The organism is Amycolatopsis sp. NPDC089917, assembly GCF_040684635.1.
Taxonomy (GTDB): domain Bacteria; phylum Actinomycetota; class Actinomycetes; order Mycobacteriales; family Pseudonocardiaceae; genus Amycolatopsis.
In genome coordinates, this window is record NZ_JBFBGL010000021.1 from 1 (window position 1) to 12,217 (window position 12,217).

Consider the following 12,217-nt stretch of genomic DNA (forward strand, 5'->3'; position numbering starts at 1 on the left):
CGGACCAGGACCCGCCCCCCATGTCCCGCCCAAAGCGGTCCTTTTGACCCCGGTTTGTCATTATTGGTTCGTTCCTGACGAATTTCGTCAGGAACGACCCTTTCATGACATCCGGCGTGGGGTCAGCGGCGGTTGCCGAAGACCATGTAGGTCCCGAGGCCCGCCACAGCGAGCACCACGGCGGTCCACGTGGCCGCGGCCACGTCGGTGGGCTGGAAGAGCCAGGTGATCACCAGGTGCGTGGTGTCCGTGCCCGACGTGGTGGCCCAGACCACGAACGAGACGACGAACACGAACAGCGGCAACGTCCACCCGAAGGCCCCTCCCACCAGCGCCGCGGCGATCCCGACGAGACCGAGCAGACCGCCCGCGTTCCGCAGGATGATCTCCACCGGGACCCGATCCGCCTCCCACAGCCGCGGCAGCAGCACGGCACCGACGGCGAGGCCGCCGATCAGCAGGAGATGCAGGCCACGACGAGGCACCCAGCGGATCGCGGCGGTCCGGTCGAGATCGACGTCCTGACCGCTGAGGCCGATGGCGGTCACCGCGATCGCCACCAGGAGCGCCAGGGAAACCGGGATCATCGACCAGCGGTCCCGTGCCAGGAACCAGATCACCGCCATGCTCACCGCCAGCGCCGCGAACGACACGGGCATGGCACGCGAGCGGGCGTACAGCACCGCCCATCTCATCGCGCACCGCCGAGCAGGATGTCGAGCTGGTTGCCTTGACAGGTCAGGCCCGCCTGCCGCACCGCGATGATCCGGTCGCGCTGCACATCGGCCGGAAGGGCACGGAAGATCTCCTGCTTCTGGACGACCTCGCTCTTCATCTCGTCGCTCATCCAGGAACGCTCGGGCAGCTTCCACTCGCCGAGGAACCAGCTCGACGTGATCGTCCGCGCGGCGAGTTCGTCCGAGAAGGACCTGTCGACGCCGTGGAGGGAGTAGCAGGTCGGCGTCCCGGCACCGGCGACCAGCGCCCGCGTCACGTCGTCCGGTTGCAAGAGCGAACGGACGGACCAATCCATCAGGTCCACGTAGACGGTGCCAGCGGCACGCGGCGGCACCTCTTCGTAGTCCAGCCGCCGGTCCTGCACCACGACCTTGACCGGCGGATCCGGCAGCGTTCCCATCAGCCGCAACGCTTCCTTGCCGGGCCCGGCGAGCCGGGAGAGTTCGTACTCCATCGCGCCGGGTACACAGACCGGGCCGTCACAGACCATCGCCGTCGCGCGCGAGTCGGCGACCTTGGCTTCGGCCGTGCTGCCGGGAAGAACGGGCAAGGCGATCGCGACCGCCACCAGCGCGGGGATGACCGCGAGAGCCTTCGCCCGAGTGGAGCGAACCGCCAGCAGGAGGAACCCGGTCGCGGCCAGCCCGGCCAACCAGACGCCTTGGCCGAGATCCATCCTGCCCGAAGTGGTCGTGAACGGATCGTTGACGACGTCCATCGCGGGAGCGAGCAAAGCGACCCGGAGCGGAACGGCTCCGAAGATCACGCTGCCTTCCGACCCGCCGATCTGGAACACGAGCATGGTCACGAGAGCGGCGACGGCCACCGCGGGCGCCGTCAGCGGATGCGGCAGCAACCGGCCGATCCCGAGCCCGATCCAGGCACCCGCGAGCATCGCGAGCACACCGACCACGATGATCGGCAACCAGCCGAAACTGAAGAACCCGCCGTTGAAGATCGTCTGGACGGCGCCGGCGGCGAAGACCAGTAAGTAGCCCAGCACCAGCAGGCCACCCAGCGCGCCTGCGAGTTTCGCGGACCGCTGCCACCCGGGACGCGGCATGGTCGTCATGAGTTCGGCCGTGCCGGACCGGCTGTCCCGCATGCCCTGGATGGCACCGGCGCCGATCGCGATCGGCCACAGGAACACCAGCAGGAACCGGCTCCACTGCGCGGCGAGCCCCCAATGCTCGTCCCAGGCCAGCGGTGCCCTCGTCCACGGACCACTGAATGAATACAGGAACCCGAACGCGACGACGAGGATCGCGAGAGCGGCCCACGGGGCGATGGTGCGGCGGAGTTCGATCCGCAGAATCCGCGTGTTCACCAGTTCCCCTTCCCCGGCTCGTGCCCCAGCAGGGCCGAGTACCCGCGCTCGATCGGGCTGTCCCCGACGTGTTCCGTGCTCCCCGCCGCCGCCAACTCGTCCGGAGTCCCCTGGAAGACGAGTTTCCCGCTTTCGAACAAGACGACGTCGGTGCACGCGGTCGCGACGTCCTCGACGAGGTGCGTCGACACGACCACGCAGGCGTCACGCCCCAGTTCCTGCATGAGATCCCGAAAGCGCACCCGCTGCGCCGGATCGAGTCCGGCGGTCGGCTCGTCCAGCAGGAGGACGTCCGGATCGTTCACGATCGCCTGCGCGATCCCGACCCGCCGCACCATGCCGCCGGAGAGCGTCTTCATCTTGTCGTCGGCGCGATCGGCGAGGCCGACCCGCTCGATCGAACGCTGCACCGCCCCCGGGATGTCCTCTTTGGACATTTCCTTGAGCCACGCGATGTACTCGACGAACTCGCGGACGGTGAACCGCTTGTAGTAGCCGAAATTCTGTGGCAGATAGCCGATCCGACGGCGCAGGCGGCGCTGATCGGTGAACCCCCCGACGGACTCACCGAGCAGCGCCAGCCCTCCCTCCGCCGGCCGGAGCACCGTCGCCAGTGCCCGGATCAGCGTGGTCTTCCCGGCCCCGTTCGGGCCGAGCAGACCGTGCACCCCCGTGCCGAGTTCCAGATCGAGCCCGTTCACGGCGAACTTGCGTTTGCCGACCCGGACTTTCAGGCCCTCCGCTTTGATCTGCCACGCGTAGGTCGTCGGCGCGACCTCCGCGGCCCCGACAGCTCGCATCATGTTCTCCCCTTCGTTCTATCGTTCGGTTCCGCTGAGCAGGCCGAAGGAGCTCCGCCGGAGCACCACCACGACCGCGGTCAGCGCGAAGATCACGCCCCACACCGGAAGCAAGTGAGGATCGAGTGCGGTGGCGCGTCCCCGCGAAGCCACCGCGGGCGCCAGGACCACCGCCATCCAGACCCCTGCCAGGACGTACGCCGCCCGGGTCACGCCGATCAGCCCGCCGAGCGCGAGCGTCCCGGTGGTGAAGGCCAGGCTCGGCAGGAGCCCGAGCCCGAATCCGCCGCCCGCGATCCAGCCCGCGAGGGCCTGTATCGGCAGGACGACGGCGAGGACCGCCGTCGTCCTGCGCAACACCAGGTAGAACCCGCCCCTCGGCGCGGAAGTGACCAGTTCGTAGGCGGGATCGAGCCCCTTGGACCAGGACACCGCGACCCCGAGCACCGGCAGCACCGGCGAGAAGAGCTGGACGAACGAGTAGTGCCCGCTCCAGACGAAGCCGTCCCCGTCCAGCAGGAAGCCGATCGCCGGAATCAGGATGATCATCACCAGCCATGGCAGCATCACCGGTGTCACCCAGGTGTGCAGCCGCCCGGCCCACCGGCTTCGCGACCGCCCCGGTCCCGTTTCGGCCAGTTTCGGCCCCAGCCCCGCCCAGACGTCGTTCACCAGCGCCGACACCGTCGGCGGGCTGACCACGGACAGCCTCCCCCGGCATTCCGCGCACGATTCGAGATGGGCTTCGACCGCCCAGACCTCGTCGCCCGTCAAACCGTCGTCTCCGCGGACGTAGCCGGCGAGGAGCCGCTCCGACACGTGTTCCTTGTTCACGACAGCGCCTCCCGCATCGCGATCCGAGCCCGCCTGGCGCGGGTCTTGACGGTTCCTTCCGGCAGGCCGAGCAGGACCGCGGTCTCCCGGACGGTCAGTCCGTTGAGCACCATGGCCTGCAGAACCTGCCGCAGTTCGGGAGCGAGCCGGCGCAGCGCGTCGCCGACGTGGTCGCCGACCGCTCCGGCCAGCGCCTCGTCCTCGGCCGCCGGTGAGACGGCCGCTTCCGCGACCGGCAGCGGCTGAGCGTGCTTCGCCCGGCGGCGGAAGGCGTCGACCAGCCGCCGCGCGGCGATCGTCCACAACCAGCCGACGGCGCTCCCGCCGACGGCCGAACCGGCGAACGCCCCGGCCGCGCGCCAGACCGCGAGGTACGTCTCCTGCATCACCTCGGCGACGATCTGCTCGTCGGCGCAGCGACGACGCAGGCGTACGGCCAGCCACGGCGACGTGCGGCGGTAGAGCTCCTCGAAAGCCGCGCGGTCACCTTTGGCCGTGCGGCGGACGAGCTGCTCTTCGTCCGGTTCCGTTCCCTTCACACCCGGCAAGACGTCGAGGTCGCGGAATCGGTTCTCACCTGATTGTGTTCCGCATCACAGCGGCTGCGCGGGCGTGGCCGCTTTCTCGTCGAACGCGGAGCGGGCGGCGAAGATCTGGTCGACGTTTTCGACGGCCCATTCGGCCACGGCGTTCGTCAGCTTGCCGACGTCGACGCCGAGCGGGGTGAGTCCGTACTCGACCCGCGGCGGGACGGTGGGATAGACGTCCCGGCGGATCAGTCCGTCCCGTTCCAGGGCGCGGAGTGTCTGGGTCAGCATCTTCTGCGTGATGCCGTCGAGCAGACGGCGAAGTTCGCTGAACCGCATCGGCCGCTCATAGCGCCGGATCGCGCCGAGGACGTAGAGCGCCCACTTGTTCGCGAGCACCTCGATGACCGTCCTGGATGGGCAGTCGCGGCCGTGCACGGCCACCCATTCCTCGAACAACCGCCGCTCATCGTTGGTACCCATGAGGTACCTAGATATCAGGAGAGTGCCTACTTCACAACGGGTACCGAACGCCGACATGCTTTTTCCCATGCGAAAGATCCAGCAGAACTCGTTCGGCGGGCCCGGCGTTCTTCGGCTCACCGAATCGGAAAAGCCCGTTCCGGGCGAGGGTCAGGTCCTGGTGCGTGTCCACGCCGCCGGGGTGAATCCCGCCGATTGGAAGATCCGGAACGGGCTGGTCGCCGTCGACCCGCCGCTGACCGTCGGACTCGACTTCTCGGGCGTGGTCGACTCGGCCGGGACGCGGTTCCGGCCCGGCGACGAGGTCTACGGCGTCACGTTCCCGCCGAACGGCTCGTACGCCGAGTACGTCGCGGTCGGCGAAGACGCACTCGCGCTGAAACCGAAAAGTCTCGATCACGTCGAGGCGGCCGCGCTCCCGATCGCGGCGCTGACCGCGTGGCAGCCGTTCACCAGGGTGTTCCCGGTCGGGCCGGGACACCGGGTGCTCGTCCACGCCGCGGCGGGCGGGGTCGGCCACCTCGCCGTCCAGATCGCGAAGGCCCGGGGCGCGTACGTCATCGGGACCGCCCGGGAGACGAAGCACGCGTTCCTGCGGGATCTCGGCGCGGACGAACTGATCGACTACACGACCTGCGATTTTTCAAAATCGCAGGTCATCGATGTCGTGCTGGACCCGATCTCCGGCGATTACGGCCCCCGGTCCCTGGACACGCTGAAACCGGGAGGTTCGCTGATCGACATCGTCGGGCACGGTCCGGACCGGACGGAGGTCCGGCGGAAGGCCGAAGACCTCGGCTTCCGTTTCACCGAGTTCTACGTGACGCCATCCGGATCGGATCTCGCCGAAATCGCCACTTTGGCCGACGCCGGTTCGCTACGGGTTTCGATCTCCGACGTCCTCCCTCTCGAACAGGCGGCGAAGGCGCACGAACTGAGCGAGTCCGGACGCGTCCGGGGCAAGCTCGTGCTGACGATCTAGTTCGGCCAGAACTTGCGCCAGCCGTCGGCCTCCAGCGTCGTCGGTTCGAGACCGGCGTCGCGGGCGGCCTGCTCGGCGGCGCGGATGTCCTGTGCGAACCGCTTCGCCACGGCGCGGAGCTCGCCTTCGGGATCGATGCCCGCCCGGCGAGCGGTCGCCGCCACCCGGAACAGCTGGGCCGCCGCTTCGGAGCCTTCGGGGAACAGGTCGAGCGGGATCCCGGCGCGACCGCTGCGCTGGCCGAGCTTCCCGGCCAGCGCCACGGCGGGCTGCCCGAGCGCGACGCCGTCCACGATGGATTTCCGGCTCTTCTCGGCCTGCTTCAGTTCTTCCCATTTGAGGTTCTGGTCGCCGACGGTCTCGACCCGCGGGGCATCGGCGAACACGTGCGGATGACGACCGACGAGTTTCGCGACCAGTTCGGACGCGACCTCGTCGATCCCGAACGGGTCGTTCACGTCCTCGATGGCGACGCGCGCGTGGAACAGCACCTGGAGCAGGACGTCGCCGAGCTCCTCGCGCAACGCGGCCCTGTCACCTTCTTCGATCGCGTCGAGCAGCTCGTAGGTCTCCTCGACCAGGTACTGACGCAGCGACTCGTGGGTCTGGACGGCGTCCCACGGGCACCCGCCCGGCGAACGCAGGCGGTCCATCACCTCGGCGGCCTCGACCAGCGGCGGAACGAGTGCTTCGAGCACTCGCGCGCCTGAGCTGATCAGCGCCGCGGCCGTCGGTTCCCGGCGCGAACCGGCGATGAGCACGACGTCGCGCGCCTGTGCGTCGCCGAGCGAAGGCACCCCGAAAACGTCAGGATCGACGTCGGAAGCCGCGTACACGGCATGACTGCTTCGCAAGATCGAAAGTGCCTCGGCGGGCAGTGTCGCCCCGCGGGCGATCACGACGACGGCAGCGGTCACGGGTTTTGCGGGGCGGCACCGTGCACAGGCAGCACGATGCCCTTCTTCGAAGCTTCGTTGGGCGCGAGGTCCATGCCGACAACATCCCACACGCCGTAGCGCGGGTTGACCTTGAGGTCGACCTGCTCGAGGTACGGCTGCAGGAGCCGGATACCCACTCCGGCCAGCTGCTGAGCGCTGGGCTGGGTGGCCTGATCCGACGCGACGGGCTTGTCGGCGGCCCGTTCACGCACCACGACCACGACCCACAGCGGCTGCTGCGGAGTCGGCTGGAAAGCGGCGACGGTGTTGGGTTCGAGACCGAAGAGGACGGTGGCCGCGGTCGCGGGCGACTGCAGCGCCGGCAGCTTCTGGCCGGTGCCCGCCTGCGTGTCGGAGGCTTGCTGGTCCTGCGCGATCAGTTCGGCGGCCGCGTTCGGCGAGGCGGCGAACTTCCGGGCCTTCTCGATCGCCTGCTCGCGCAGCTTGTCCGCGTCGGAGCCGGTGGCGTCGGTCGAAGAGACCGAGCTGAAATCGAAGGTGACGGTGAGCTTGTCCAGGTACTTCATCGCGAGCTGGGTCTGCAGCGCGGCGTCGACCAGGGAATCGCGGTGGTCCCGCACGCGCGCCACGAGCTGCTGGACGCTGATCGCGGGATCGTTCTGCTGGTTGGCCTCCATCGGCTTCGCCAGCGGATCGTTCTGCAACGCGTTCACGACGAGGGTTTCGTCGACCCGGATGCCTTCCCGCTGAGCGGCACGCTCGGTGAGGTCGTGGAGGATCTCCTGGCGCACGATCTCGCGGCCGACTAGGTCGAGCTTGTGCTCCTTGGCGAGCTGCTGCCCGTACGGGTGCTCGCGGACGGCCTTGTCGATCATCTGCTGCACGTGATCCACCGAAACGGTCTTGCCGTCGACGATCACCGCCGCGCCGACCTGCCCGGGTCCGGCGTTGCAGCCGGCGAGAAGGAGAGAACCGGCAAGAACCCCGACCAGCGCGCGACGGCGCCCCATGATCCGCATCACAGCGCCTACCCTCTCATACCGATCCGGCGGAGAGAACCAGGTCGTGAGTCGCGATTCGCTCACGCGACGGGTGCCGGTGACTTCATCAGATTCGTCAGCAGCTTCGCGCACCAGTCGAGAAGTTCCTCGTCCCGCAACGCCGGAGCGCCGATGCGGCCGCCTGCCGGACCTTCGGTCGGTTTCGGCACGGAAACCGTGTTCGTCACCGCCTTGTAGAGAGCCTTGGGGTACAAGCGCTTCAGCCGGACCATCTGCGAATCCGCCAGCGGCAGCGGCGCGAACCGGATCGACGTGCCCTGGACGGCGACCTCGGTGACCCCCGCCGCGCGGCAGGTGTGCCGGAACGCGGCGACGGCGAGCAGCCGCCGCACCGGGGCGGGCGGCTGGCCGTATCGGTCGATCAGTTCCTCGCGTACGGCGTCGAGCCCGGTCTGGTCCGGCGCGGCCGCGATCTTGCGGTACGCCTCCAGCCGCAGCCGCTCGCCCGGGACGTAGTCGTGCGGGATGTGCGCGTCCACTGGAAGATCCACGCGAACCTCGGCGAGCTCCTCTTCCTCCGACGTCTCCGCTCCGGCGTGCCGCCGGAACGCGTCGACCGCTTCGCCGACGAGCCGCACGTACAGATCGAAACCGACGCCCGCGATGTGCCCGGACTGCTCCGCGCCGAGGATGTTGCCCGCGCCGCGGATCTCCAGGTCCTTCATCGCGACGGCCATGCCCGCGCCCAGTTCGGTGTTCTGCGCGATGGTCGCGAGCCGGTCGTGCGCCGTCTCGGTGAGCGGGGACTCCGGCGGGTACAGGAAGTACGCGTACCCGCGCTCGCGTCCGCGCCCGACCCGGCCGCGCAGCTGGTGCAGCTGCGCCAGCCCCAGCAGGTCACCGCGTTCCACCAACAGCGTGTTGGCGTTCGAGATGTCCAGCCCGGTCTCGACGATCGTGGTGCAGACGAGCACGTCGTACTCGTTCTCCCAGAACCCCTGGATGATCTTCTCGAGTTTCTCCTCGTTCATCTGCCCGTGCGCGGTGACGACGCGCGCCTCCGGCACCAGCTCGCGAATGCGCTTCGCGGCCTTCTCGATCGAGGAAACCCTGTTGTGCACATAGAAGACCTGACCGTCGCGCAGCAGCTCGCGGCGGATCGCGGCGCCGACCTGCTTGTCGTCGTACGCGCCGACGTAGGTCAGGATCGGGTGCCTGTCCTCGGGTGGGGTCAGGATCGTGGACATCTCGCGGATCCCGGCGAGCGACATCTCCAGCGTGCGCGGGATCGGGGTCGCCGACATCGTGAGGACGTCGACGTGCGTCCGCAGCGCCTTGATGTGCTCCTTGTGCTCGACGCCGAACCGCTGCTCCTCGTCGACGATCACCAGGCCGAGGTCCTTGTACCGGATCCCGGTCTGCAGCAGGCGGTGCGTGCCGATCACGATGTCGACGTCGCCGGAGGCGAGCTGTTCGAGGATCGCGTCCGACTCGGGCCTCGAGGTGAACCGCGAAAGTCCCTTGATCTTCACCGGGAACGAACTCATCCGTTCGGTGAAGGTGTTGAGGTGCTGCTGCGCGAGCAGCGTCGTGGGCACCAGCACCGCGACCTGCTTGCCGTCCTGCACCGCCTTGAACGCCGCGCGCACCGCGATCTCCGTCTTGCCGTAGCCGACGTCGCCGCAGATGACGCGGTCCATCGGGACACCGCGTTCCATGTCCGACTTGACCTCGTCGATCGCGGCGAGCTGATCGTTGGTCTCGGTGAACTGGAAGGCGTCCTCCAGCTCGCCCTGCCACGGGGTGTCCTGCGCGAACGCGTGCCCCGGCGCGGCCTGCCGCGCGGCGTAGAGCTGCACGAGTTCGGCGGCGATCTCCTTGACCGCTTTCTTCGCCTTGGCCTTGGTGTTCTTCCAGTCCGACCCGCCGAGCTTGTTCAGCGTCGGCAGCTCTCCACCGACGTAGCGGGAGACCTCGTCGAGCTGGTCGGTCGGGACGAACAGCCGGTCTCCCGGATGCCCGCGCTTGGAGGAGGCGTACTCCAGCAGCAGGTACTCGCGCGTCGCGCCGGCGACGGTGCGCTGCACCATCTCGACGAACCGCCCGATGCCGTGCTGATCGTGCACGACGTAGTCGCCCGCCTTGAGGGCCAGCGGGTCCACGGCGTTGCGGCGCCGCGACGGCATCTTGGTACTGAAGTCCTTTGTGGACGTTCCGGCGCCGGAGCCCCGGCCGGTCAGGTCCGACTCGGACAGCACGACGAGCGCGCGCTCCGGCGAGACGAAACCGTCCGAAAGACCGCCGCACGTCACCGTCACGACGCCGGGCGTCAGCGGTCCGGTGATGCCTTCCGCGAGCGACGCGGGGACCTCGCCCGCCGACAGCTGCTCGACGGCGCGGGTCGCGGTGCCGTGCCCAGCCACGACGAGCACGGCCGTCCCGCCCGCGGCCGTGTGCGCGCGCAGGTCGGTCGTCGCGCGCTCGACCTCGCCGCGATAGTTCGGCGCGGCCTCGACCGAGACGCGATAGACGTCCGGATCGTCGCTGGCCAGCTGTGTCAGCGTCCACCAGGGGCGCTTCGTCTCTTGAGCGTGCTTCGCGATCTCCGCGAGGTCCCGGTACGCGGACGCGCCGAGGTCGATCGGCGCCTGGCCCCCCGCGGCGGCCGTGGTCCAGGAGGCTTCGAGGAACTCCTGCCCGGTGCGGACCAGGTCGGCCGCGCGGGCGCGGATCTTCTCCGGATCGGCCAGCAGGACGTGCGTGCCCTGCGGCATCGCGTCGGTCAGCAGGTCGAGCTCGCCCTCGCACAGCACGGGGATGAGCGCCTCCATGCCCTCGACGGGGATCCCGCCGGACAGCTTGGTGAGCATCTCGGTGAGCTGCGCGTCCGCCTCGTACGTCGTCGCCAGCTCGGCGGCCTTCGCGCGGACCGGGTCCGTGAGCAGCAGCTCACGGCACGGCGGCGCGCTGACGTGCCGGATCTCGCCCGGCAGCGACCGCTGGTCGGACACCGCGAACGCGCGGATCTCGCTGACCTCATCGCCCCAGAACTCGACCCGGACCGGATGCTGCGCCGTCGGCCCGAACAGGTCGAGGATGCCGCCGCGCACGGCGAACTCGCCGCGCTTCTCGACCATGTCCACCCGCGTGTACGCGAGCTCGACCAGCCTGTCCAGCAGCCCTTCGAAACTCTGCTCCTCGCCGACGACCAGGTCGATCGGCGCGAGCGAACCGAGTCCCGGAGCCATCGGCTGGATGAGGCTGCGGACGGTCGCGACGACGACCCGCAGACCGTCCTTGCCCGTCTCGAGCCGGTGCAGCACCTCCAGCCGCCGCCCGACGGTGTCCGCCCGCGGAGACAGCCGCTCGTGCGGCAGCGTCTCCCAGGACGGGAAGTCGACGACGGCGTCTTCGCCGAGGAACGACTTCAGTGAAGCTGTCAGCTCGTCGGCCTCGCGGCCGGTGGCGGTCACCGCGAGCACGGGGCGGCCGGCGCCCTCGTCCGCGGCGAGGGCGCCCGCGACCAGCTGGCGGGTGGCGATCGCGCCCTGGAGTTCGAGCACCGGGGCACCGGCCCGCTCGACGACCCCGCGAAGGGCCGGATCGGGAAGGATGGAATGAAGGAGTCCGGACAATGGAGCGTTTGTCACCGTCCCAGCCTACGTGGGGGCACCGACAGTCCGCCGCGCGATTACCCGGGCAGGGCGTCGACCACCCTCGGGAGCTGCTCGTCGAACTCGGCCGGTTCCTGCGTCGCGATGCGGATCAGCACGTGCTCGGCGCCCGCTTCCCCGTATTCGCGGAGCCTTTCGGCGACCTCGTCCCGGCTGCCCGCGATCTGCACCTGGATCTTCTCGACGAAGTCCAGCGGGACGCCGTAATTCCGCCGCGCGTAGTCCTCCAGGCGCTCGCGTGCCCGGATCGGGTCGTCTTCGATGAGCACCGTCGCGAACAGCGCGGGTGTCACAGGGCGTACGGCGGCTTCGCGGATCTTCGCGAGTCCGTCGACGTAGTCCGCGACGTCGGGCGGATACGGCAGCCAGCCGTCGTATGACCGTCCCACTCGCTTCAACGCACCGGGGGTGAACGCGGCCAGCCATACCGGCGGACCACCGGGACGGTACGGCTCCGGGTACTCCGGAAGGGTGTCGTAGTGCAGCACTTCGCCGTGGAACGGACCGCTCTTCCCGCTCCAGACGTGCCGCCACAGCGCGACGATGTCGTCGAGCCGGGCGCGGCGGCGTTCCCACGGGACGCGGGTGAAGGCGAATTCGGGTTCGCTGCGGCCCGCGAACCCCGCGCCGACGCCGAGCGTGATCCGGCCCTGGCTGAGCAGGTCGAGCGAGAGGATCGCGTTCGCGGAAAGGACCGGATCACGCAGGGCCGGGAGCAGCGCCGCAGTGCCGAGCGTGACCCGCTCGGTTCTGGCGGCAAACGCGCCGAGCACGGTCAACGGATCGATGGGCGCCTTCGCGAGCGTGTCGCCGACCCAGACCGAATCGAGGCCGAGACGTTCGGCTTCGACCGCGACGGCGACCATTCCCGGAGCGGTGCGCCCGGCGTCGAGGATGGACCGATAAGTGGGAACGACCAGACCGAATTTCATGTCGTGAGCTTCTCCGCGGC

Annotated in this window: 11 protein-coding genes; 1 reads left to right on the forward strand and 10 read right to left on the reverse strand. The window is 69.3% G+C overall.

Annotation, left to right across the window (positions count from 1 at the left end):
* Positions 1-122 precede the first annotated feature (122 nt).
* Genes AB0N89_RS17255 through AB0N89_RS17280 form a run of 6 tightly spaced genes read right to left on the reverse strand, consistent with a single transcriptional unit; the run spans position 123 to position 4,709 of the window.
* Entirely contained in the window at positions 123-695 is a 573-nt protein-coding gene (locus AB0N89_RS17255; RefSeq protein ID WP_364205408.1) for a hypothetical protein, read from the reverse strand.
* Entirely contained in the window at positions 692-2,065 is a 1,374-nt protein-coding gene (locus AB0N89_RS17260) for a hypothetical protein (RefSeq protein ID WP_364205410.1), read from the reverse strand. Before AB0N89_RS17260 ends, AB0N89_RS17255 begins: the two co-directional genes overlap by 4 nt.
* A complete protein-coding gene (locus AB0N89_RS17265; protein WP_364205600.1) occupies positions 2,062-2,865 on the reverse strand; it encodes an ABC transporter ATP-binding protein in 804 nt (267 codons plus the stop codon). The genes AB0N89_RS17260 and AB0N89_RS17265 overlap by 4 nt, the downstream gene beginning before the upstream one ends.
* Before the next feature lie 18 nt (positions 2,866-2,883).
* The gene (locus AB0N89_RS17270) at positions 2,884-3,699 is read right to left on the reverse strand and encodes a zf-HC2 domain-containing protein (RefSeq protein ID WP_364205412.1); all 816 of its coding nucleotides are present in this window, start codon (positions 3,697-3,699) and stop codon (positions 2,884-2,886) included.
* Complete coding sequence (locus tag AB0N89_RS17275) at positions 3,696-4,238, reverse strand: RNA polymerase sigma factor (protein ID WP_364205414.1); 543 nt, start codon at positions 4,236-4,238, stop codon at positions 3,696-3,698. The genes AB0N89_RS17270 and AB0N89_RS17275 overlap by 4 nt, the downstream gene beginning before the upstream one ends.
* Positions 4,239-4,292: 54 nt before the next feature.
* A complete protein-coding gene (locus tag AB0N89_RS17280) occupies positions 4,293-4,709 on the reverse strand; it encodes a helix-turn-helix domain-containing protein (protein WP_364205416.1) in 417 nt (138 codons plus the stop codon).
* Between the two features lie 67 nt (positions 4,710-4,776).
* Between AB0N89_RS17280 and AB0N89_RS17285 the strand changes: the two genes are divergently transcribed.
* On the forward strand, positions 4,777-5,691 hold the full coding sequence (locus tag AB0N89_RS17285; protein ID WP_364205417.1) for an NADP-dependent oxidoreductase: 915 nt from the start codon (positions 4,777-4,779) through the stop codon (positions 5,689-5,691).
* On the opposite strand, the gene AB0N89_RS17290 is transcribed toward AB0N89_RS17285, so the two are convergent.
* From AB0N89_RS17290 to AB0N89_RS17305, 4 genes are all read right to left on the reverse strand, one after another.
* Positions 5,688-6,608, reverse strand: a complete 921-nt coding sequence (locus tag AB0N89_RS17290; RefSeq protein WP_364205419.1) for a MazG family protein — start codon at positions 6,606-6,608, stop codon at positions 5,688-5,690. The genes AB0N89_RS17285 and AB0N89_RS17290 overlap by 4 nt on opposite strands.
* On the reverse strand, positions 6,605-7,609 hold the full coding sequence (locus AB0N89_RS17295; RefSeq protein WP_364205420.1) for a hypothetical protein: 1,005 nt from the start codon (positions 7,607-7,609) through the stop codon (positions 6,605-6,607). Before AB0N89_RS17295 ends, AB0N89_RS17290 begins: the two co-directional genes overlap by 4 nt.
* 62 nt (positions 7,610-7,671) lie before the next feature.
* Positions 7,672-11,226: a transcription-repair coupling factor gene (mfd, locus tag AB0N89_RS17300; RefSeq protein WP_364205602.1), complete on the reverse strand. Its 3,555-nt coding sequence runs from the start codon at positions 11,224-11,226 to the stop codon at positions 7,672-7,674.
* A gap of 56 nt (positions 11,227-11,282) precedes the next feature.
* Positions 11,283-12,197, reverse strand: coding sequence for an LLM class flavin-dependent oxidoreductase (locus AB0N89_RS17305; RefSeq protein WP_364205422.1), 915 nt, complete (start codon positions 12,195-12,197; stop codon positions 11,283-11,285).
* Positions 12,198-12,217 lie beyond the last annotated feature (20 nt).